This is a genomic window from Pedobacter sp. KLB.chiD, from assembly GCF_047040275.1.
In the GTDB taxonomy this organism is placed as follows: domain Bacteria; phylum Bacteroidota; class Bacteroidia; order Sphingobacteriales; family Sphingobacteriaceae; genus Pedobacter.
Genome location: NZ_CP178207.1, coordinates 3,297,896 through 3,319,802 on the forward strand (window position 1 = coordinate 3,297,896; position 21,907 = coordinate 3,319,802).

At 41.7% G+C, this 21,907-nt stretch carries 19 protein-coding genes; 6 read left to right on the top strand and 13 right to left on the bottom strand.

Annotated elements, in window-relative coordinates; translation table 11 throughout:
• Positions 1–91 precede the first annotated feature (91 nt).
• The 6 genes from ACK1I8_RS13490 to sucD all read right to left on the bottom strand — a co-directional run bounded on the left by ACK1I8_RS13490 (position 92) and on the right by sucD (position 4,170).
• Complete coding sequence (locus ACK1I8_RS13490; RefSeq protein ID WP_090771670.1) at positions 92–1,063, bottom strand: ribonucleoside-diphosphate reductase small subunit; 972 nt, start codon at positions 1,061–1,063, stop codon at positions 92–94.
• A 457-nt stretch (positions 1,064–1,520) separates the two neighbouring features.
• The gene (locus tag ACK1I8_RS13495; RefSeq protein WP_412465890.1) at positions 1,521–1,901 is read right to left on the bottom strand and encodes a septal ring lytic transglycosylase RlpA family protein; all 381 of its coding nucleotides are present in this window, start codon (positions 1,899–1,901) and stop codon (positions 1,521–1,523) included.
• A 144-nt stretch (positions 1,902–2,045) separates the two neighbouring features.
• A complete protein-coding gene (locus ACK1I8_RS13500) occupies positions 2,046–2,549 on the bottom strand; it encodes a methionine-R-sulfoxide reductase (RefSeq protein WP_412465891.1) in 504 nt (167 codons plus the stop codon).
• A gap of 176 nt (positions 2,550–2,725) precedes the next feature.
• Positions 2,726–2,827: a GxxExxY protein gene (locus ACK1I8_RS13505; RefSeq protein WP_412465892.1), complete on the bottom strand. Its 102-nt coding sequence runs from the start codon at positions 2,825–2,827 to the stop codon at positions 2,726–2,728.
• On the bottom strand, positions 2,803–3,114 hold the full coding sequence (locus ACK1I8_RS13510; RefSeq protein ID WP_412465893.1) for a GxxExxY protein: 312 nt from the start codon (positions 3,112–3,114) through the stop codon (positions 2,803–2,805). Before ACK1I8_RS13510 ends, ACK1I8_RS13505 begins: the two co-directional genes overlap by 25 nt.
• A gap of 183 nt (positions 3,115–3,297) precedes the next feature.
• On the bottom strand, positions 3,298–4,170 hold the full coding sequence (sucD, locus tag ACK1I8_RS13515) for a succinate--CoA ligase subunit alpha (RefSeq protein ID WP_293788988.1): 873 nt from the start codon (positions 4,168–4,170) through the stop codon (positions 3,298–3,300).
• A 786-nt stretch (positions 4,171–4,956) separates the two neighbouring features.
• Here sucD and ACK1I8_RS13520 point away from each other — a divergent pair.
• On the top strand, positions 4,957–5,379 hold the full coding sequence (locus ACK1I8_RS13520; RefSeq protein ID WP_412465894.1) for a cupin domain-containing protein: 423 nt from the start codon (positions 4,957–4,959) through the stop codon (positions 5,377–5,379).
• Between the two features lie 125 nt (positions 5,380–5,504).
• On the opposite strand, the gene rlmF is transcribed toward ACK1I8_RS13520, so the two are convergent.
• Both rlmF and dctA read right to left on the bottom strand, forming a co-directional pair.
• Complete coding sequence (gene rlmF / locus ACK1I8_RS13525) at positions 5,505–6,473, bottom strand: 23S rRNA (adenine(1618)-N(6))-methyltransferase RlmF (RefSeq protein WP_412465895.1); 969 nt, start codon at positions 6,471–6,473, stop codon at positions 5,505–5,507.
• Between the two features lie 141 nt (positions 6,474–6,614).
• Complete coding sequence (gene dctA, locus ACK1I8_RS13530) at positions 6,615–7,883, bottom strand: C4-dicarboxylate transporter DctA (RefSeq protein WP_412465896.1); 1,269 nt, start codon at positions 7,881–7,883, stop codon at positions 6,615–6,617.
• 214 nt (positions 7,884–8,097) lie between these two features.
• On the opposite strand from dctA, the gene ACK1I8_RS13535 reads away from it, so the two are divergent.
• A complete protein-coding gene (locus ACK1I8_RS13535; RefSeq protein ID WP_412465897.1) occupies positions 8,098–8,694 on the top strand; it encodes an RNA polymerase sigma factor in 597 nt (198 codons plus the stop codon).
• 3 nt (positions 8,695–8,697) lie between these two features.
• On the opposite strand, the gene ACK1I8_RS13540 is transcribed toward ACK1I8_RS13535, so the two are convergent.
• The gene (locus ACK1I8_RS13540) at positions 8,698–9,699 is read right to left on the bottom strand and encodes a hypothetical protein (protein WP_412465898.1); all 1,002 of its coding nucleotides are present in this window, start codon (positions 9,697–9,699) and stop codon (positions 8,698–8,700) included.
• Positions 9,700–9,823: 124 nt separating this feature from the next.
• Here ACK1I8_RS13540 and ACK1I8_RS13545 point away from each other — a divergent pair, with 124 nt between their 5' ends.
• The 4 genes from ACK1I8_RS13545 (at position 9,824) to ACK1I8_RS13560 (ending at position 17,443) form a co-directional block, all read left to right on the top strand.
• On the top strand, positions 9,824–11,017 hold the full coding sequence (locus ACK1I8_RS13545) for a FecR family protein (protein ID WP_412465899.1): 1,194 nt from the start codon (positions 9,824–9,826) through the stop codon (positions 11,015–11,017).
• Positions 11,018–11,250: 233 nt separating this feature from the next.
• On the top strand, positions 11,251–14,598 hold the full coding sequence (locus ACK1I8_RS13550) for a TonB-dependent receptor (protein WP_412465900.1): 3,348 nt from the start codon (positions 11,251–11,253) through the stop codon (positions 14,596–14,598).
• A gap of 10 nt (positions 14,599–14,608) precedes the next feature.
• Complete coding sequence (locus ACK1I8_RS13555) at positions 14,609–16,153, top strand: RagB/SusD family nutrient uptake outer membrane protein (protein WP_412465901.1); 1,545 nt, start codon at positions 14,609–14,611, stop codon at positions 16,151–16,153.
• 54 nt (positions 16,154–16,207) lie between these two features.
• The gene (locus ACK1I8_RS13560) at positions 16,208–17,443 is read left to right on the top strand and encodes a M14 family metallopeptidase (RefSeq protein WP_412465902.1); all 1,236 of its coding nucleotides are present in this window, start codon (positions 16,208–16,210) and stop codon (positions 17,441–17,443) included.
• A 51-nt stretch (positions 17,444–17,494) separates the two neighbouring features.
• Here the strand turns inward: ACK1I8_RS13560 and ACK1I8_RS13565 are convergent, their stop codons facing one another.
• The 4 genes from ACK1I8_RS13565 to ACK1I8_RS13580 are packed head-to-tail and all read right to left on the bottom strand — an operon-like array spanning position 17,495 to position 21,896.
• Positions 17,495–18,334 carry a cyanophycinase gene (locus tag ACK1I8_RS13565; RefSeq protein ID WP_412465903.1) on the bottom strand — a complete coding sequence of 280 codons (840 nt, stop codon included), beginning with the start codon at positions 18,332–18,334 and terminating at the stop codon, positions 17,495–17,497.
• Positions 18,334–19,359: an isoaspartyl peptidase/L-asparaginase family protein gene (locus ACK1I8_RS13570; RefSeq protein WP_412465904.1), complete on the bottom strand. Its 1,026-nt coding sequence runs from the start codon at positions 19,357–19,359 to the stop codon at positions 18,334–18,336. The genes ACK1I8_RS13565 and ACK1I8_RS13570 overlap by 1 nt, the downstream gene beginning before the upstream one ends.
• Positions 19,360–19,364: 5 nt before the next feature.
• Positions 19,365–20,453 carry a cyanophycinase gene (locus ACK1I8_RS13575; protein WP_412465905.1) on the bottom strand — a complete coding sequence of 363 codons (1,089 nt, stop codon included), beginning with the start codon at positions 20,451–20,453 and terminating at the stop codon, positions 19,365–19,367.
• Positions 20,454–20,504: 51 nt separating this feature from the next.
• Entirely contained in the window at positions 20,505–21,896 is a 1,392-nt protein-coding gene (locus ACK1I8_RS13580) for a RagB/SusD family nutrient uptake outer membrane protein (RefSeq protein WP_412465906.1), read from the bottom strand.
• Between the last annotated feature and the right edge of the window lie 11 nt (positions 21,897–21,907).

The following is a 21,907-nucleotide window of genomic DNA, read 5'->3' on the forward strand; positions in this document are numbered from 1 at the left end:
AGTAGTATTAAGTAATCGGTATCAAGTAGCAAGATTTAAGTATCTAATATCAAGATTAAACCTTCCACCCTCAACCTTCTAACCTTCTACCTTAGAAGTCTTCATCTAAAGAAAACGCCTGGGCTTTGTTATCGGCAGCGGTTAATACACCACTTTTCTGATAGTCGCCAACACGTTTTTCAAAGAAATTGGTTTTACCCTGCAACGAGATCATCTCCATAAAGTCGAAAGGATTGGTTGCGTTGTATATTTTTTTATAACCTAATTCCTGTAACCACCTATCGGCCACAAACTCGATATACTGGCTCATTAATTTTGCATTCATACCAATCAGGGCAACCGGCAATGCATCGGTGATAAACTCTTTTTCAATTTCAACTGCATCGCTGATAATGCCATGCACCTGTTCTTCACTCAATTTATTGCTCAACATACTGTATAACAAGCAGGCAAATTCGCAGTGAGAACCCTCATCTCTTGATATCAACTCGTTACTGAAAGTTAAGCCCGGCATTAAACCGCGTTTCTTTAACCAGAAAATTGAACAGAAGCTACCGCTGAAGAAAATACCTTCAACTGCAGCAAAAGCCACTAAACGTTCTGCAAAAGTTCCGTTATCAATCCAGCGCAAAGCCCACTCAGCCTTTCTTTTTACGGCCGGAACAGTATCAATAGCATGGAACAAGCGATCTTTTTCTTCCGGATCTTTAATGTAGGTATCGATTAATAAGGCATAAGTTTCTGAATGGATATTTTCCATCATGATCTGGAAACCGTAAAAGCAGCGCGCTTCCGGAATCTGAACTTCACTCATGAAGTTTACTGCAAGATTTTCGTTTACAATACCATCACTGGCCGCAAAAAAGGCTAAAATATGAGATATGAAATGTCTTTCACCGTCGTTAAGGTTTTCCCAATGCTTAAGGTCATCAGAAAGGTCGATTTCTTCGGCTGTCCAGAAACTGGCCTCCGTTCTTTTATACATCTCCCAAACTTTCGGATACTTAATCGGCAAAAGCACAAACCTGTCTTTGTTTTCTTGTAGTAATAATTCCTGTTCCATATGCTGAGGTTTTTAAAATCTTTATTTTTTTACAGAGCCGACAAAGACATGCATCCACCAATTTATATATGATGATTGTAATGTCTTGCTCAAAACGCTGCTGTGAAAGTGCTAACCCTATTGCCTGGTAAACAACTGAATTTTTAGTTGCGAAAATTTAGAATGATAATCTGAGAGATCTACTTACAATTAACTAAAAATTAAGCTTTTATATTTGTTTCCAAACGCAAGAAGTTAAAGAACTTTGTTATAACAAATATATATACGGTGGCCATTTTTTGTGAACCAAAGTTGTTAACACCCCGCCCAATAAAGGGGAAAAAACGATCAGCTCAATATCATTTTCAAGCGAAAAAAAAGCTAATCGTTTGTTTTCAAGGCTTTAGCAAACCAAAATAAGTGTTAATAACTTAAATTTTAGGAGTATTTTGAGGTTTTAATGATGCTAAAAAGCGTATTATTCAATGGTATAACTCAGACTTACCTTTGCGATGCCTTTGCGGTAGATACCGATCTGTTTTGCAGCACGTTCAGACAGATCAATAGCCAATCTTTTGGAAAAAGGGCCACGATCGTTTACCTTAACGATTACTGATTTTCCGTTATCAGGATTGGTTACGGTAACCATCGTTCCCATGGGCAAGGTGCGGTGGGCGGCTGTTAGCTTTTTGGCGCGGTACTTAGCGCCGCTGGTGGTGCGGCGACCTTCGAATTTTCTGTGATAATAAGTCGCGAGAACTGTTTTTTTGATACTATCCGGTTCATTTGAAGATCCAGAATTTTGTGCTTTACCTTGTAAAAACAGGAAACAAAAACTTAATAACAGCAGATATCTCATAGGCTAAATTTTATTTATCGAGCCTGCAAATATAAGCATTTAGTTTATAATCAATAATTTGTGGAAAAACAGCTCATTTTTGTGCATTAAAAAAGGCGTAAAGCTTATCGCCTTACGCCCCTACCTAACCCTTCTACATCTACCTTATTTTTGATCTGGTACAAAGTTCATCGAGATCGAATTTACGCAATGACGGGTGTCTTTATTGGTAAATCCTTCACCCAAAAACACGTGACCAAGATGCGCGCCACAGTTGGCGCAAACAATTTCTGTACGCGAGCCATCGGCATCCGGAATACGCTTAACAGCGCCTTTAATTTCATCATCAAAAGCAGGCCAGCCACAATGCGCATCGAACTTACTTTCTGAGCGGTAAAGTGGCGCATTACAACGTTTACAAGTGTAAGTTCCCTTATCTGTAGTATGCTCATATTTACCTGTGCCCGGATACTCGGTACCTTTATGTACAATTACCCTTTCTTCTTCGGGAGTTAATGGATTCCAGTTCATCTTTTTCTTGGGTATAATTTGTGTTGCGTCTGTTGCCTGTTTTGTCTCTTTCTTATCCTGCTTTTGCGCACAGGCAGAAAGCCCGGTAATTAAAATAACAGCTGAAAGCAAAAATAGTTTATTTAACATCGTTTTCATACTTCAATATACGGTATAGATGTTGTTTTGGTTTGATGGTTTAAGGGTTTGTATTAGTGTTTACAAAGGAATGATAAATGTATCCTGGAGTTTTCTGTTATATGATTGCTTTCAAAAACCTAAAAAGAGTACATTCACTTTTTGCCACGGAAACACAGCTAACACGGAGGCATTTTTCATAAAACAACTCGTCGGATCTCCAAAGTTGGTTTACCGAAATTTAAAATCAAACCAACAGTACAGCCGGAGCACTTTAAATAATTAATAGTTTGGGCCAAATCTTCATTAGCAATTCCACTTTTAGATTTGACTTCTTAACAGAATCAAAAACAATGAAATCAGCGTAGAAATTATGTGGCAGCAAAATTTCTTTATAATAAACAGGGTATTGCTTTTCACGTTCATAATGATAGCCCCGGCTTTCCAACTCAACACAAATGGCATCCTTGTAAACAATTTCCAGAAAACCAAAGCCCAAATCTCTATGGACTTCAATTGCAGCATTAATAATTAAATCAGTTTCATTTTTAAATGGAAAATGATTTTGTTTTATTTCATAAGCCATAAACGATAGTTTTGAACTAATTTAATGATATTTTGACATTCTTCTATTTGCGTAGCGCGCTGTTCCGTGGCGACTAATTTTCAGTTTAACCCTGTGGCTACTTTGTTTTCGGGCAATCTAACCAAATAAAAAAGCGCTTCGAAACTAATCGAAACGCTTTCCTTTTGATGTAAATTTAAAATCTTACTTTGCTAATTCTTCCGCTATTGCAACACCGATTTCAGCAGGACTTTCTACTACCCGGATACCACACTCCCGCATGATTTTCATTTTTGCAGCTGCAGTATCATCAGCACCGCCAACAATTGCACCCGCGTGGCCCATTCTACGTCCCGGAGGCGCAGTTTGACCAGCGATAAAGCCAACAACAGGTTTAGTGCCATGTTCTTTGATCCAACGGGCAGCTTCGGCTTCCATACCACCACCAATTTCACCAATCATGATGATACCGTGTGTTTCAGGATCGTTCATTAATAATTTAACGGCTTCAACGGTTGGTGTTCCGATAATCGGATCACCACCAATACCAATGGCAGTGGTAATACCCAAACCGGCTTTAACCACCTGATCTACCGCCTCGTAAGTTAAAGTTCCTGATTTAGAAACCACACCTACATGACCTTTTTTGAAGATAAAACCTGGCATAATACCGATTTTGGCCTCATCAGCAGTAATTACACCAGGGCAGTTAGGACCGATAAGTGTCACATCACGATCTGCAATATATTCTTTAACCTGAATCATATCCTTTGTAGGGATACCTTCGGTAATACAAACAATAACTTTAATACCACCCTCGGCAGCTTCCATAATGGCATCAGCAGCAAAAGCCGGTGGTACAAAAATGATCGATACATTTGCACCTGTTTGATCAACGGCGTCTTTAACAGTATTAAAAACAGGCTTTTCTAAATGTAATTGCCCACCTTTGCCAGGTGTTACACCACCAACTACGTTTGTACCATAGGCCAGCATCTGCTCAGCGTGGTAAGTTCCTTCGTTTCCGGTAAAACCCTGAACGATAACCTTAGAATCTTTATTTACTAAAACGCTCATGTATCAATATTTTTTTGTGCAAAGCTAATATTATTGAACTGGAATTCAAATCTAAAACCATATTATTTGGTCCGTTTTTTCAGGAAAATGTAAGGAAATGGTTTTAAGCTAAAAGGGAAAAGACAAAAGCTAAAGCGCAAAGCAAAATCACTTCTTATTTTGCTGCCATAGAAAAAATCTACCGTAGCCAATCTAGCGATTGAATTGAGGTTAAATTAAAGGAAAAATACTGGGCGCCACAACCAAAGGCAACCCCTTCGGCAATAAACCTGACAGCAGCGGACATCCCGATTTTTCATCGTGATAAAGCGAATGGCAGGACTAAAGGCCGCCAAGAAACACAGCACGTCGGTTTCCAAATTAAAACCCTAACGTTAATTCCATTAATAATCTGCCCTGAAGATGTTTTGAACATTTTTTTATCCCGGCCGTCACCCTGATCCGATAGCTATCGGATTTATTTCAGGGTCTATTTGTATATAAAAAATGCTGACCACGAAGTAGCTACAAGGCAATTGAAAACACTATTTCTACTTGTAAAATAAATTCAGCATGACGATCACATATTATAAATATCTAAAAATGAAATTCTTATATTATAAAATAATCGAGATCATTTTACTAACACTTAGGTTTATGAAATGAGCAGTCCGGCACTTTTAGAAGGCGGGTTAGTAACAAAGCTTAGATGTTCTGGCAATATCAAGACAAAACGCTTAAATTTACCTTTAGGGCTAAAGCAGAAAGACCAAAGCTTAAAGCCAATATTAATATAAAACGAGCCAAATGAGCAGCAGAGCACTAACCGTACTATTTTTCATATTTTTTATTTCAATCGCGGCAAAAGCACAAACTGCCGATACCAGTAAATACATTCTGCAAAATGATGCTGAAGTAGCTAAGGAAGAACCAGGAACCCACAATGGCGGAGGTAAAACCATTGGCTTTAACTTTTTTGCTAATGCCAAAAAGCTGAAAACAGCTTTTAGGAAAAGGATTTTGAAACCGGGCTCATCAATCGGTTATCACCTGCAAAAAGAGGATGAAATTTATTACGTAATCAGCGGAAAAGGAACCATGCAAATGAACGGGAAAACCTTTGCGGTGAAACCTGGCGATGCCATTCTAACCCGTCCGGGCAGCTCGCACGGCATTGCACCGGATGCAGGCAACGATCTGGTGATTTTGATTGTTTATGAAAGGAAATGACTGGCAGTTTTCAGTAAGCTATCAATGGGCGCAACTGCAAACAAAAATGCCGAATGGATTTATATCCACCCGGCAATATTAGATCATTTGACTTGATTATGTGCCTGAAGCTGAAAACTCCAAACTTAAGCTTTCCATCCTTTTACCCATTCGTCCTGCGCTCTTTCATCCTGGAAAGTCCAGGCCACGAAGCGGCTTATTTTCTGGCCCTGGCTCATGATAACAGTACGTACTTCAAAAGCATTTGCTTTAACTAAAGCGTTATAAATACTTTTCAGGTTTGCGCTTTTCGAAACGAGTGAACTAAACCATAAAACCTGGTTTTTAATCTGCGCACTCTGGATAATCATCTGCTCCACAAAAGCACGTTCGCCTCCGGGGCACCAAAGCTCGGCCTTGTTTCCACCAAAGTTTAGTACATGTTTTACTTCTTTTTCATTTCCCCCCAGGTTGCGCCATTTTTGACGGGTACCCTGTTCAGCTTCTTTTAAGGAAGAATGGAAAGGCGGATTACAGACCACTGCATCAAAACGTTCTGTTCTGCCTACAATTCCCCTGAAAATACCCATTTTAGAGGATTGCTGGCGGATTTCTATCGCACCCTGCAATGGTTTGTTGGCTTCGATAATGCGTCTCGCCGATTCGACCGAAAGTGGATCAATCTCCGAACCCACAAAACTCCATCCGTATTCCTGATGACCGATGATCGGGTAAATGCAGTTAGCACCTACACCAATGTCGAGTACATTGATTTTAGGCCCTTTTGGATTTTTACCTTTATTGCTTGATCCCAACAGATCGGCAACATAATGGATGTAATCTGCCCTGCCCGGAATAGGCGGACAAAGAAAATCCTGTGGAATATCCCATTGTTGGATATCGTAAAAATATTTCAACAATGCCCTATTTAATGCTTTTACAGCATTTTGATCAGCAAAATCGATTGAATCGTCGTTATGTTCGTTTTTAAAAACAAAACGTCTTAGTTCTTTTGAAGCGGCAATAAGTTGTTTGAAATTGTAACGTGAACGGTGTTTATTGCGTGGATGCAACTCGCTTTTTTCTTTGCGGTTATTTTGTTCTTGCTGGGCCAATGTACTATAGGTTAATTAAACAAGCTGTGTTGCCTGTTTCTGCTACAAAGATAGGTTAAATAGTTTGGAGTTGGGCGTTTTTAGTTGGGAGGAGAATTCCTTTGGTTAAAGAAAATCCAAACTGACAACTGCAAACTCCTGCTAAGCCTCCTCTCCTTTTTCGATCGTGGCAGGTTGTATGGCTTTTAAATATTTCTCCTGGTCGAACTGGTTTTCACTTTTGGCTATCACAATAGTAGCCACGCCGTTTCCGATTACGTTGGTAATGGCCCTGGCCTCGCTCATAAAACGGTCTACACCAATTAAAATGGATATATGTTCAATCGGCATGATTTTTAAAGCGGTAAGGGTTGATACCAATACGATAAAACCACTTCCGGTTACACCTGCAGCGCCCTTCGAAGTAACCATAAGTACACCTAAAACGGTGATCTGCTGCCCCAGGGATAAATCGACCTGGAAAACCTGGCAGAGAAATATCACCGCCATGGCCAGATAAATTGCGGTACCGTCAAGGTTAAAAGAATAGCCGGTCGGAATTACCAAACCCACCACTGATTTATCGCAACCTATGCTTTCCATTTTCTGCATCATACTGGGCAAAGCCGATTCGGAAGATGAGGTACCCAATACAATCAGGATTTCCTGACGGATGTATTTGAGGTAAGCCCATAGACTGAATTTGTAATACCTGCAAATCCCATTTAGCACGATAAAAATAAAAAGGATACAGGTTAAATATACTGAACCCATCAGTTTGGCCATGCCAAATATACTTTCCAGGCCATGGGTACCGATGCTAAAGGCCATCCCGCCAAAAGCGCCTATAGGTGCTAACCGCATAATCAGTTTCATGATTTTAAAAAGCACTTTCGAGATTCTGTCAAAGGCGTTTAAAACACTGGTTCCATCGCTGCCCAGTTTATTCAGCCCGTAACCAAAAAGAATGGCAAAAAGCAGAATCTGCAGGATATTTCCCTCTGCAAAAGCCGCTATAACGTTATGCGGGATAATGTGAAGGAAAAACTCACCCCAGTTCATCTCTCTGGCCTGTTGGGCGTAACCTGCAATTTTTGTGGCATCGCCGGCTTTGTTTACCATCCCGACACCTGGTTTTAAGATATTCGCCACCAGCAAACCAATGGCTATGGCAACGGTACTTACAATTTCGAAATATAACAGTGCCTTACCACCAACACGGCCTACTTTTTTCATATCGCCCATATGTGCAATACCCAACACAATGGTAAAAAATATAATCGGGGCAATTAACATGCTGATGAGGTTAATAAAACCCTCACTGATCATTTTGGCTGTTGGTGCGAAGCCAGGAAAATAAGCGCCAACAATAATACCCACCGTTATGGCGATTAAAACCTGAACTGTTAAATTGGAAAATATCTTTTTCATTTATGCTTAGGAAAAATGAAAGATAGGGTAATTTTTCTTTCTGTTCTTATACTGGTTTAAAATTACATGTAACATGCCCCTTCACGATGCGTTTGGAAAGCCCGGCAGATTTGACAATAATCAAACTCCTTTGATAAATCGGGTTACAAAACTGGATTTATTCTACAGTAATTCATATATTTAGCGACCTAACAAACCAAACCTCCAAACATTCATGTCTTTATACAACCTATCTGCTGAAAAGATATTACTGCAAAAGATTGCCGAGGGCGATGCCTATGCCTTTAAGCATGTTTTTGAGCTGTATAAGAACAAAGTATATAGTTTTGTGGTCAGGTTTGTGCACTCAAGGGCTGATGCTGAAGAAATTGTGCAGGATACTTTCTGCACCATCTGGCAAAAGCGTGATATATTGCCCAACATTGAGCATCCGCGCAACTATATATACACTATTGTACGCAATAAAACCTATACTTATCTGAACCAGGCCGCAAAAAATCAGAAAGCCCTGGCCCAGGTATGGGCAAACATGCAGTTGGAACAGAATGATATTGCCGATCTTACCGATTTAAGGGATAGTGAACTCCTGATCAAAAAAGGGCTGGCCAACCTATCGGAACAAAAGCAACAGATTTTTAACCTTAGCCGGATAGATGGTATGAGCCATGAAGAAATCGCTGCACAGGTTGGTTTATCCAAAAGCAGGGTAAAAAATGTGATCGTAGATGTGCTAAAATACCTGCGCCATTATCTTTCCGAAAATAATATCAGCATCAGTATTTCTGGCCTGTTGTTTTATTTCATGATGTAAACGCTATTTAAAATACCTGTTCATAAAGGCAGTAACAGCTCTTGCTATGGATTTTGCATAATTGTTCCTGCTTTTATCATTCATCCTAACCTCCTGGTTAAACTCAAGCTGAATAGCCGAGATATTGCCCGAAAACCTGGATCCGTGCCTCGCCGTATTATAACCACCGTTAAAATACCGCCTATCGGGAAAATCATTTGCATCAATAGGATTGGGATAGGCCTTTGACGGCGTTGCTGTAAATCCGCTTTGATTTAACAGCGTGCCAAGTGCAGTATCTCCGGTAGCCAGTTCCTTCATGCTGGCCTTTCCCGATCTCACCAATGCCCTTAAACTCGATTGATCAGCCAATTTTTCGAGGTCGCCACTTCCAAAGTCTTTACCGCTTAATAATAGCCCTACTTCTGTACGCTGTGGCCGGTGCGCATTTCCATGAATATCAAGAACCAATCCCGAACCATTTTTGGCCACCTGAATCTTCGCATCATCTATATATTGATGAAAAGCCTTCCAGGCGGCTATTGCATTTTTGTCATCCTGTGCAGCTAATGACATGGCCCTGTTGGCATCCAGCTTACACCTGTGCAGGTGGTTAAGCACCACATGCGGACGTAATCCGGTAACTTTTCTGATCTCTTCTGCCAGGGCCAACGTGAGTTCCAGTGTTTTCGAATCAGCCATTGCCGAGAAACTTTCGGTATCGCCATAATCCAAATCGTTTTCCGATACCACAAAATCCTTAGTGCGTGTATGCATAAATTCCGGTTTGAGGTCGCCACCATGTGGAGAAGTCAGGATCAGTTTCGAGCCGGCATCGCCTGCAATGTATTCGATAGCCACTGCATGCTCGCCAATAGCTGATTCAACCTGAAAGGTATAACTTTTACCTGGCTGATACCTCCGCAGACTATCTTGCAGTGAAAATGTTTTGGCAATGCCCGATGCCTGGTAACCTAAGCTGTTCAGCAGCAGTACAACAATATAAATCCGTATTCTTAAAGACATTTTTTTTGGTTTTAGATATAGACTTTTTCTACGGTTAAAAGGACCGCGAAAAAAAATATTTTTTTTCGCGGTCCTTTGGTTCCTGCCAGTAGTCTATCTATTTAACCAAACTTGCCAAAACATCATGCCCGAAAATATTAACCAAAGAATTAACGAACTGCTTACACAATATGTAAACAAGAGCATTTCTGAAGCTGATTTCAAAGAATTGTTCGAATACCTCAGCCAAACAGAAAACAGGCACATTTTTGATGATTTCATGAAAAAATCGGAAAAAGAAACACTACCGGATATTACAGCCAACCATGTAGATTGGGACCACATGTATCAGCAGATCGTAGAAAACGGGCAGGAAAAACCGAAGTTCGGTTTAATTATCAATATCGGTAAAAAACTGACCATTGCAGCATCACTGGTGATGATGATTTATCTTGGGTATCAACGATATCGTCAACCTGAAATTACACCCCATTTGGTAAGCGTTCAGAAAAAGGACCTTGCCCCCGGGAAGAACAAAGCCACTTTAAAACTTGCCGACGGTTCAGAAATTATACTGGATGATATGCAAAATGGCATACTGACTAAACAGGGTGCAGCAAATATCAGCAAAAGTGACCAGGGAACATTAGCCTATACAACAGAACAAACTTCGGCTTCAGAAAAAATTTATATCAACACCCTGAGCACACCAAGAGGTGGCCATTTTAAACTGATGCTACCTGATCAAACAATGGTATGGCTTAATGCAGAATCGTCTATTACTTTTCCCACGGCATTTAACGGAAGTGAGCGTAGGGTAAAGGTAACCGGTGAAACTTATTTCGAGGTATCGAAAAACCGGAGTAAACCTTTCATTGTAGAAAGCGGTGCAGCAAAGGTAGAGGTTTTAGGTACCCATTTCAATGTGAATGTATATCCAAACGAAGAAAATTCGGCAGTTACGCTGTTAGAAGGTTCGGTAAAACTCAGCCGGCAAACGCATTCAATAACACTTTTACCCGGGCAACAGGCTGTTTTTAATCCGAAAAATGAGCATACAAACATCATTTATGTGGATATAGACAATGTGGTAGACTGGAAAAACGGGTTATTTATTTTCGAGAATGCCAGTGTCCCTGAGGTAATGCGCCAGATTGAAAGGTGGTATGATGTAGATGTGAAGTATATCGGGCAAATACCGGGCATTAAATTTAACGGAGCATTAAGCCGCAGCAATAATGTGTCGAAGTTACTCAAACTTTTACGGGCCGCCGGGAATATCGAATTCAACATCCATAATCAAACAATAGAAGTAAAACAAATCAGTAAGAAACCATGAGATAGATAAATCGGAAATACCCATAGCGAAAAAATCCTCCCGGTGGCCGCCGGGAAGATTTCACTAAAGCTGCAGGCAGCAGTTTTTGGGCTATAATAATTATCAACAGATCTATAAACCTAAAACCAAACAAACTTATGAAAGATTGTCTACAATCTGAAACGGACACTGGTATGTCCAAAACCACCAAACAACAAAAGAGAAGAGGTTATGCATTTAAAGCTTTTTTGATCATGAAATTTACAACAATCATCGTCTTTTGCCTATCCATGCAACTCAGCGCCAAAACCATGGCACAGAAAGTAAGCTTATCGGTAAAAGATGCCAGCCTTAAAACGATTTTTAAAGAGGTTCGGAAACAAACAGGCTACTATTTTATCTATAGCAACGAGGCTTTATCTCAATCCATACCGGTATCTGTTCAGGCTAAGAACCTGGATCTGGACAAACTTCTGGCTATCATTTTTGATCACCAGCCACTAAGTTATGCAATCGAAGAACAAACCATTATCGTCAATATCAAAACCCCGGTTCCTGGCATGAGGGTGGACCGGATTATCACCGGTATCGTTACCGGACAGGATGATAACCAGACCTTGCCTGGCGTATCAGTAAAAGTAAAAGGAAAAAACGGAGGCGTCATCACCAATATGGATGGTAAGTATACCATTAACCTTCCTGAAGGGGAAAATACGCTCGTGTTTTCATACCTGGGTTATACTACAAAAGAAGTCATCGTGGGCTCCTCAAATACACTCAATGTTAAGCTCGCCGTAGAAAACAAGCAGCTGGAAGAAGTGGTTGTTCAAGCCTACGGAACCGTCCGTAAGAGTGCGCTGACCAATTCGGTTTCCACCATTAGTGCAAAAGAAATTGAATCTAGGCCGATATCAAATCTGGGTGTCGCATTGGTAGGTGCTGCTCCAGGTTTGCAAACCACTACAGGAAGCGGGCAACCTGGTGCCGGGCCGGCCGTAAGAATCAGAGGATTTGGCACCATTAACGGAGGCTCTGATCCTTTATATGTGGTAGATGGCGCACCTTATGAAGGTGCCTTGAACAACCTCAATCCTGATGATGTGGAAAGCATTTCCGTGTTAAAAGATGCTTCAGCCTCTGCCTTATATGGTTCGAGGGCGGCAAACGGTGTCATCCTGATCACCACAAAGAGAGGAAAAGACAGTCCGGCTACGCTGACCTTAAAAACTACCCAGGGATTAAATTCACGCGGGCTGAGCGATTACGAAAAAGTAGATGCCTTTCAGTATTATCCGCTTTTATGGGAATCTATGAGAAACAGCCTGGTAACCGGCGGAGCAACTTTAGATGCGGCCAACACACAGGCATCCAATAATATTTCGGGAGCCTTGGTTTCAAACCCATTTAATGTTCCAGACAACCAGATTGTACTCACTGACGGAAAAATTAATCCTTCAGCCAGCCTGCTTTATCCTGAAGACCTGGACTGGCGCGATGCGCTACGCCGCACGGGTTTGAGAAGTGAATATAATCTGAACTACAGAGGTGGAAGTAACAAAAGTGATTTTTTTGCTTCTTTCAATTATTTAAAGGATGAAGGTTATTCTGTTTTAACTGACTTCAATCGTTACAGTGGCCGGGTAAATGTGAACTCTCAGATTAAAAAATGGATCAAAACCGGAATGAATGTTTCAGGATCTGTTCAGAAAACAAAAGTAGGTAATGAAGACAGCGGAATCTGGGAAAATCCATTTTACACCGACCTGATCTTTGGCCCTATCTACGCGGTACATAAACACAATCCTGATGGAAGTTACGTCATGGATGCATCGGGCAATAAAGTTTATGATGAAGGCTATACCCGACCTATAGCCCCAGGTAGAAACGTGATAGCAGAAACGGAATACAATGATAATTTCACCGAACGCAACTTTTTAAGCGGCAGAACTTATGCAGAAATTTCTTTTCTCAAAAACTTTAAATTCACGACGAACATCAGTCTGGATTTAAACAATTATAAATTCAATGTTTTTGATAGTCCGAAGATTGGCGACGGGCTTAGCTCAAACGGGCGGAGCAACCGGACCAATTCTACTACCCGTACCATTAACATTAACCAGTTGTTAAATTATAACAAAACCATGGGCAGACATAATATCGATGTACTGGCTGGTCACGAATCTTATCAACGTCGTTATGATTACAGTTTCGGCAGTGCAGCAGGGCAAATTGTAAGTGGTTCAACCGAGTTGAGAAATTTCGCTAACATACTTTCCCTAACCTCTTATCAGGATAACTACCGCATTGAATCTTATTTCGGCCGGATGCAGTATGACTTTGACGGACGCTACTTTTTGTCTGCTTCGTATCGTACGGATGGTTCCTCTAAATTTGCACCTGATTACCGCTGGGGCAATTTCTGGTCTGTGGGCGCCGGCTGGCAAATCAATAAGGAAAAGTTTTTTAAAGTGGATTGGGTAGACAACCTGAAAATCCGCGGATCTTATGGCCAGGTAGGTTCTGACGACCTGGGCAGTTATTATCTTTATCAAACCTTTTATGATACCGGATATAAAAACGGAAATGAGGCAGGCATAAAACAATCACTGGCATTGGGAAATGAAAAAATTCAATGGGAATCTAACGACAATATGGATGTTGCCCTTGAATTTGGTGTATTAAAAAACCGGATTTCAGGAAGCGTTGAATATTTTAACCGTTATACGGATAATCTGTTATTTAATGTCCCATTGGCTTTATCATCGGGCTTAACGACTCAAAATCAGAATTTTGGCAGTTTGTACAATCGAGGAATAGAAATCCAGTTAGATGGTATACCGGTGAAAACCAAAAATTTCAGATGGAATATCGGCATCAACTGGACTACCATCAATAATAAAATCTCTAAACTGCCATTCGATGAATTTATCGACGGAACCAAAAAATATATGGTGGGTCAATCCCGTTACGATTACTGGCTAAGAGATTATTATGGTGTTGATCCGGATACGGGATCAGAACTATATGTTGCCGGGCCGGCTGCCACCTCAACGAAAACTTTAGCCGACGGAACCGTAGTAACCACCAGCGGAAGCGGTGCGCAGTACCATTATGCCGGTTCTGCCATTCCGGATTTTTATGGCAGTATCAACAATACTTTTACCTATAAAAATTTCTCGCTGGATTTCAGGTTTATCTACCAGGTGGGCGGTGTTTCGTTCGACAATGATTACCAATCGCTGATGTACAACGGAACTTACGGACGCGCCCTGCACGTTGACGCCCTGAACCGCTGGCAGAACCCGGGCGACATTACCAACGTTCCAAGGCGGGCCATCGGCGCAACCATGTACGATAGTGATAAATGGTTGGTTGATGCATCTTACCTGTATTTGCGGGCTGCTAACTTTAGCTATAACCTGCCTAAAGCGTTTGCAAAAAAAATAGCCATCAATAATGCCAGAGTTTTTGTTACCGGAGAAAACCTTTTTATGAAATCATACCGCAAAGGTTTTGATCCTTCTCAGGCTTTCAACGGAAATACAGGCTATACCTATGCCCCTACACGGATAATTTCTTTAGGTTTAAACGTAACGCTATAATATCATTGACATGAAAATTTTTAAACTCACATCGGTATTCATGCTGATTACGGCATTGCTTACCTCCTGCAAAAAAGACTTTTTAGAAACCTTCCCTACTGATCAGGTGGCACAAACTACTGCCTTCGAATCTTTAGCCAATGCCAAACTGGCCGTTAACGGGATGTATAGACTGATGTACCTGCAAATCTCGAATCAATCGCAGGACGCTCATGGGGCCATGATGCTGAATATGGACGCCATGGGAGAAGATTTTGTATGGTCTGGCAATACTTACAGTTATTTCAAACCGGCTTTACGGTGGGTAGATCACCGTAGTGCTGCAACCAGTTTAGCGGCCTTTCCCTATATTCTGTACTACCGCATTAACAGTAATGCCAACATGATTATCGAAAACATTGATAAAATTGATGGTCCTGCAAATGAAAAAGCAGCTGTTAAAGGCGAATGTCTGGCAGTACGGGCCTGGTGTCACTTTAACCTGGTTCAGCTTTATGGCAAACGCTACGAGGCAGGGAAACAGAATACCCAGCCCGGCATTCCACTAATCGTTAACAACAGTGGAGTTGATCAGCCACGTTCCACCGTAGAAGATGTTTATAAACAGATTAATGCCGATCTGGATCAGGCCATCTCCTTACTTTCTACCGCGGTGGCCAGACCAGCCAAAACCCATGTTAACATCAATGTGGCCAAAGGATTTAAAGCACGTGTTGCGCTTACGATGCAAGACTGGGCTACCGCAGCCAGGATGGCTAAGGAAGCCCGTACGGGATTTAGCTTAATGAGTAATGCTGATTACCTGGGTGGATTCACGCAGATTGGCAATATAGAATGGATGTGGGGGGCAAACCAGCTCGTAGATCAGGTACCTACGTACGGATCTTTTTATTCTTATGTTTCGGCCAATTTCAACTCCTCATGGAACAGGCTGGAACCAAAAATGATCAATTCCGTTTTATATGCTAAAATTGCCAGCACGGATATCCGCAAAAAATTATGGTGGGACGGAACCACAGCAGAAAAAAGCAATTTTCCGGGCGCCATTGATGCCGCTACCAATGCCCCGGCTTCGAGCGTAAAAGTAATTAAATATATGCACCGTAAATTTAAGGTACAGGATGTGAACAGCCGGGCAGGAGACATTCCCTTTATGCGTGTGGCCGAAATGTATCTGATTGAAGCGGAGGCCCTGGCCAGAAGTGGGCAGGATGCAGCCGCAGCCACTGCACTTTATCCTTTGGCTGTGAACAGAAATCCATCTTATGTTTTATCAACGAAAACAGGCAATGATCTGATTGAAGAAATCATGATCCAAAGAAGGGTTGAATTGTGGGGTGAAGGTTTCCGCTTTTACGATCTGAAACGTACCGATAGTGAACTCAACCGGAGCGGGATGGATAATCCCCGTGTAAGCAGCACAGTAACCTACACCGACATTGCCTTTACCTTATCAAAGCCTAAGCCTTCTCAAAGTAATTTATGGGAATATAAAATTCCACAAGACGAGATTGATGTGAATAAAGCGATAGGCCCTGAAGATCAGAACCCATAATTAACCTCCAGATAGGGGCTGCCCCGATGGGTAGCCCTTTATAAATGATGTGTAATGAGTAAATTAACCAAACTTTTCATCCTTCAGCTTGTTTGGCTGAATATATTGTTATCCTGTAAATCCAGATCAATTCTGGCTACCGGAACAGCTTTACCAGAATCGGTTCCCAAGGCTTCGATCCGGTTTCAGCAAAGAAAGGTTTTTCATTTTAACCAGGGTACTGTTGCCTTTAGTAATACTTTTGCCGGCGCAAGACTGAACCAGGTGACACAGCTAAACGACAGTACTTTTAAACTCCTGATCGAACCCGAAAATACACCCGTTAATCCAAGTCCGTGGTATGCCTTTAAAATATGGTCGGCTCATAAACGTCGCTATACCCTGCAATTAACCTATGTCGGCACCAAACATCGTTATGATCCGAAGCTCCAATTAAAGAACGGCGCCTGGAAAGATGTGCAGCCTATCGAAGTAAGCAAAGATGGAAATCTTGCCAGCTTTGGTTTGGAGGCAGGTGCCGATTCTTTACTAATCGCGGCGCAGGAGCTGATGACTAGTCATGACGAATACCAGTGGGAAGACAGCCTGATTAAACTGCCCTTTATTAAGCGTATGCAGATTGGCAAAAGCATATTAGGGAAACCCATTAACGCTTTAAACATCACTGAAGGAAACGGAAAAAAACTTATTGTCATCCTCAGCCGGCAACATCCTCCGGAAGTTACCGGTTACATGGCCATGCAGGAATTCATCAGAACCGTAAGTGGTTCATCTGCCTTGGCCAGTAACTTTCGCAAAGCTTATGAGGTTGTACTTATTCCGATGATCAATCCGGATGGGGTTGATGAGGGAAACTGGCGTCATAATGTTGCCGGGGTTGATTTGAACAGAGATTGGGAAAATTTTATCCAGCCTGAAACGAGAAGTGTCAGAAATTATATTTTAAAAAAAGTTGATCGGCAGCAGGCAAAGGTATACTTCGGGATCGATTTCCATTCAACTTATCATGATGTATTTTACACCAATGAAGACCAACCTTTGCAGCAAACCAACCGGCCCGGTTTTACCCTCAAATGGCTAAATGCCTTCAGTGAGTCTATCCCTGGTTTTAAGCCAAATATCAAACCTTCACCAAATGGCGGAAATGTATCCAAAAGCTGGATGGGAAGAAATCTTAATGCTGAAGCGCTAACCTATGAGGTAGGTGATGATACGCCAAGACCAACACTTAAAATGAAAGGCCGGGTGGCCGCAGAAAAAATGATGGAGCTGCTCTTAGCTGAAAAATAATTGGTTTAATGCAAAATGGCCGATGGATTATCGGCCATTTTTATAGCTGTTTTAGGGTTTAATGTTGATCACGTCACCTGCTGTGAAGATCCCAAAATCGGCCTGTTTAAATTTTAGCAAACCTTTACCGGTTTTCTTAAGCGCTTTTGGATTAGCCAAACGAACAACCTGACTTTCACCTGCAATAGTTGCTGTATGACCATGAACAATGATCGCTGTACTTTCATCAATACCTATGCAAACCAGACGGGGGTGTGCTGCCAAAGCAGAAATCAATCGGTTATAACGGTTACGTTTTAAAAAATGCTGATCAATGATGGTATTTTGCAACAAACCCATTCCTTCATCAAATTCGATATTTTTATCCCATAATTTGTTAAATGTTTCTTTGTAAACAGTATCTAAAAGTTGTTTGCCGGTAATCATATACTTACTCATTACCGCAGCACCAGCACTTGTTCCGGCAATAGTGGCTCCATTTTGATAGGCCTTATGAATAGCAGCGTAAACCGGGGTGTTTAGCACCGATTTCATAAAACGGTTCTGGTCACCGCCTAAAATATAAATCAGTTTTGCACCAGCCAGCGAATCGATCCACTTTTTATCATTAACATCATGTCTGCTGAAATTAAAATTCCTGATAGCCCGGTTGTCAAGCTTCTTTAGCTGTGTAGAAAGGGTCCCGAAGCCTACATCAGGTACCTCGCTCGCCATTGGCAGCACAATAATATAATCGTTCGCTTTTAGTGAAGCGGTATTCAGCATTTCTCTCATCAGCGCATCCGAGCGCTCGCCGCCACCAATAATAAACAGCTTACCTTTAGGCTTTCCCTGCGCAACCGCCATTAGTGAAAGACTGGCCAGCCATACCATCAAAAATAGTTTTTTCATTATTTGTAAATGTTTACTTCGATTTTCCCATCCGCAGTGATGGTGCCTCTGTACATGCCTTCGGTGTTAAATGGCATCGCCACATTTCCTTTTTTATCTAATGCGATCAAACCACCGTCGCCCCCCATTTTACCCACTTTATCCAGTACAATTTTCGACGCTTCTGCTACCGAAATACCTTTGTATTCCATTAAATCGGAAATGGTTTTGGCTACCACATTGCGGATATAAAATTCGCCCCAGCCAGTACACGAAATGCCGGCAGTTTCGTTGTTACAATAAGTGCCTGCGCCAATAATCGGCGAATCGCCTACCCTGCCATATTTTTTATTGGTCATACCGCCTGTGGATGTCCCTGCGGCCAGGTTGCCCGCTTTATCCAAAGCCACACAGCCCACGGTACCGAATTTATAATCATGGTTTTTGATGCCAAGCAAACCCGATTTTTTACTGCCATGATCCAAAACTGCTTTTGTAGAATCTTCTTTAATGGCTTCCTGCAAACCGTCCCAACGTTCCTTGGTCCAGAAATATTTAGGGTCAACGATTTCTAAACCTGCATCTTTAGCAAACTGATCAGCTCCGGCACCCACCATCATCACATGTTCTGATTTTTCCATTACCGCTCTTGCTGCTGAAATGGGATTTTTAACAGTTGTAACACCTGCAACAGCACCTGCCATCAGCGTTTTACCGTCCATAACGGCAGCGTCCAGTTCATTTCTGCCATCGTGGGTAAAAACAGCGCCCTTACCTGCATTAAAATGAGGATCGTTTTCTAAAACATGGATCGTTGCCTCCACTGCGTCGAGACTCGTTTTTCCGGCTTTAATTTGGGCATAACCGGCCTGCAATGCCTTTGTTAAAGCAGCTACATAAGCGGCTTCTTTCTCTGGCGTCATATTTTTCTTCAGAATGGTACCTGCACCACCGTGGATCACCATTACATATTTTTTCTGTTGTGCATCCACATTCAATGCCCATAAAGCGCATAATAATACCGTAAATAATTTCAGTGCTTTCATTTCTTCTATTGATCTTTTTTATTTAAAACTCCGTTATCTATCCACCATGAGTACCATTTTCCACCGCTGGCTTCGTTTGCTTTAAAGGTAGCAACATTAAAGTTTCCACCACCATTAACCGATGCGGCAATTTCGTAAACGGCAACTGCTTTTCCGTTATTGTTCCAGTTTACTTTTTGGTTTGCCTCGAACTGCTCTGGTGCTTTGGTTGCATCAGGAATAATAAAATAAGCATAACTATAAGCCCTAGTAGCCGAATAGTCACCAAATACCTGTGCTTTTCCATCTTTATCAATACAAACGGCGGTACGCTCATCTGCAGCGATACATTTAGCCTGAACCGAAAAGTCTTTACTGATTCTCCCTAAAAATACCACGGATCTTCCTTCGCGATCTCGGGTGAGATAATGCTGGTCGGTAATTACATTTTGCAGATAAGGCGCTTTCAGAAAATCATTATTATACAAAGTAACGTTTGTATTGTATGGATTTGCCAATGCCTGCGCAGAAGTTAAGCCACCGGTTTCGCCACTATAGTAAAAACCACCCAAAATGGCACAACCTGCGCTGGTGCCGCCAACCGGCGCCTTTTTATCGTTTAACAGATAATTTAAGGCCTGTTCGGTTTTGGTGCCTTTCCAGTATTTCATATAATCAGACTGGTCTCCACCGGCAATAAAAACCATTTCCGCATTGCGGATAATATAGGCAACTCCATCATCATTGGCCAATTCCCTGGAGTTGATCAAGAGGGTTTCGACAGAATTAACGGTACCCAGGCCATTTACAAAAGCATTGTAGGCATCCGTCCCGCTTGCACGCAGAATCACGACATCTCCACCTCCGCTTCTGGCGATCATCCACCTGAAGGCAGCTTCCACATCAGCACCGCCTCCCATTAAAACCATACCGCCATTAGTTGGTTTGACCACATTGGCACTATCGCCAATAATACTGATTGACGCCGGCCTGGGTTTAACCACAGGCGTATTGTTACCACCCGTTGGTGGGGGTATTGGCGTTTCGGTTACTTTACTGCATCCCATAACCGAAAAGCAGTAAGCCACTAAAATGATTAAAAAGGATGATTTCATGGTAAATATATTAATCCAGAGGAATGCGAACATGCCTCTGGACAATTTTACTTAGTAGTTAGGATTTTGAACGGTTTGTTTGTTTACTGAAATTTCCGCTGCAGGAATCGGGAATGCATATTGTGCCTGAGTAACTGGCAGGGTGATTGCACCAGATGCATTTGCAGCATCAGCGGCCAACCTGACTACAGGTAAACTTCTTCGTTTTAAATCGAAAAAGCGGTGACCCTCGAAAGCGAGTTCTTTATATCGCTCTTCTAAAATAGCAGCAATTAACGTTGGCTTGTCAGCGAAAGCAGCGGAAACATATCCATTAATGCGGGCACTTCGTAAAGTGTTTAAATCTCCAGCGGCGTCACCTGTAGATTCTGCTTCAGCTTCTGCTTTAATTAAATACATTTCTCCGGTACGAAATAATTTAATATCTGTTAAGCCAGGTGCTGTTGAAGTACCTCCAATATATTTACTAACGAGATATTGTGATTTGGTTCCTGTTCTTGTTGCATCAAATTTAATGTATGCCTGATAACGTAAGTCGTTCACCTTATCAAAGGTATTGATCAACTTAAATGCCGGAGCATATAAAACAATTTCCCCTGTTTGACGGAAATAGAATTCGCCCAAACGCGAACCTGTAGTGCCAACACGTTTTGCTTTCCAAATGACTTCACTATCGTTCGCATCTGTCCAAATGCCCGGAAACTGCGCTTTTGTAGCAAGTGGAAAAGCCGCAATGGCTTCGCTCGCATAAGTTATTGCCTCACTCCAGTTTTTTTCGTACAACGCTAATCTGGCCTGTATGGCTGAAACAGCAGCTTTGGTAATACGGGTTTTATCTGTAAATGTTGTTGGAATCAAAGGCTTGGCAGCGATTAAATCTGCTTTTGCATTGGCAATAACCACTTCAAAATTGTCTCTTGCAGGATAAACAATGGCAGAAACTTTCATGTAAGGTACACCTAAAGCACCTGTTTGATAAGATGAGGCATAATTACGAAGCAGCTCAAAGTGAAAATAGGCGCGTAAGGCCAGCAATTCACCCCGATAGCGGGCACCAGTTGTAGCGTCGGCCCCTGTTAGTGTTAACGCATCTAAACCTGCCAGGGTTCTGTTTATCCGGTCAATCGCCACATAAAATGTATAATATTGACTGGTAACAGATCCACTGCCCGCATTGTAAAGCCATCGGAAAGCATCGCTATTTCCAACTGTATTTTCTGTGGGAAACGTAGCTTCATCCGAAACGGTGGAAACCACACCTATGGTACCGCCATCCAAAAGGGCATAAACACCCAGAACGCCTAAATTAATATCGCTGATATTTCGGTAAGCCTTATCAGGAGATATGGTGTCTGTTGGAACCAAATCTAATTTTGTACACGACGATGTTAAAACTAACAACGAAAATATAAGTACGTATTTTTGATATATTTTATTAACCATTGTTGTAATTA

Excerpts from the sequence above, each read along its gene's own strand:
- ACK1I8_RS13490 (WP_090771670.1), bottom strand. The coding sequence starts at position 1,063 with ATGGAACAGGAATTATTACTACAAGAAAACAAAGACAGGTTTGTGCTT.
- ACK1I8_RS13495 (WP_412465890.1), bottom strand. The coding sequence starts at position 1,901 with ATGAGATATCTGCTGTTATTAAGTTTTTGTTTCCTGTTTTTACAAGGT.
- ACK1I8_RS13500 (WP_412465891.1), bottom strand. The coding sequence starts at position 2,549 with ATGAAAACGATGTTAAATAAACTATTTTTGCTTTCAGCTGTTATTTTA.
- ACK1I8_RS13510 (WP_412465893.1), bottom strand. The coding sequence starts at position 3,114 with ATGGCTTATGAAATAAAACAAAATCATTTTCCATTTAAAAATGAAACT.
- sucD (WP_293788988.1), bottom strand. The coding sequence starts at position 4,170 with ATGAGCGTTTTAGTAAATAAAGATTCTAAGGTTATCGTTCAGGGTTTT.
- ACK1I8_RS13520 (WP_412465894.1), top strand. The coding sequence starts at position 4,957 with ATGAGCAGCAGAGCACTAACCGTACTATTTTTCATATTTTTTATTTCA.
- dctA (WP_412465896.1), bottom strand. The coding sequence starts at position 7,883 with ATGAAAAAGATATTTTCCAATTTAACAGTTCAGGTTTTAATCGCCATA.
- ACK1I8_RS13535 (WP_412465897.1), top strand. The coding sequence starts at position 8,098 with ATGTCTTTATACAACCTATCTGCTGAAAAGATATTACTGCAAAAGATT.
- ACK1I8_RS13540 (WP_412465898.1), bottom strand. The coding sequence starts at position 9,699 with ATGTCTTTAAGAATACGGATTTATATTGTTGTACTGCTGCTGAACAGC.
- ACK1I8_RS13545 (WP_412465899.1), top strand. The coding sequence starts at position 9,824 with ATGCCCGAAAATATTAACCAAAGAATTAACGAACTGCTTACACAATAT.
- ACK1I8_RS13550 (WP_412465900.1), top strand. The coding sequence starts at position 11,251 with ATGAAATTTACAACAATCATCGTCTTTTGCCTATCCATGCAACTCAGC.
- ACK1I8_RS13555 (WP_412465901.1), top strand. The coding sequence starts at position 14,609 with ATGAAAATTTTTAAACTCACATCGGTATTCATGCTGATTACGGCATTG.
- ACK1I8_RS13560 (WP_412465902.1), top strand. The coding sequence starts at position 16,208 with ATGAGTAAATTAACCAAACTTTTCATCCTTCAGCTTGTTTGGCTGAAT.
- ACK1I8_RS13565 (WP_412465903.1), bottom strand. The coding sequence starts at position 18,334 with ATGAAAAAACTATTTTTGATGGTATGGCTGGCCAGTCTTTCACTAATG.
- ACK1I8_RS13570 (WP_412465904.1), bottom strand. The coding sequence starts at position 19,359 with ATGAAAGCACTGAAATTATTTACGGTATTATTATGCGCTTTATGGGCA.
- ACK1I8_RS13575 (WP_412465905.1), bottom strand. The coding sequence starts at position 20,453 with ATGAAATCATCCTTTTTAATCATTTTAGTGGCTTACTGCTTTTCGGTT.
- ACK1I8_RS13580 (WP_412465906.1), bottom strand. The coding sequence starts at position 21,896 with ATGGTTAATAAAATATATCAAAAATACGTACTTATATTTTCGTTGTTA.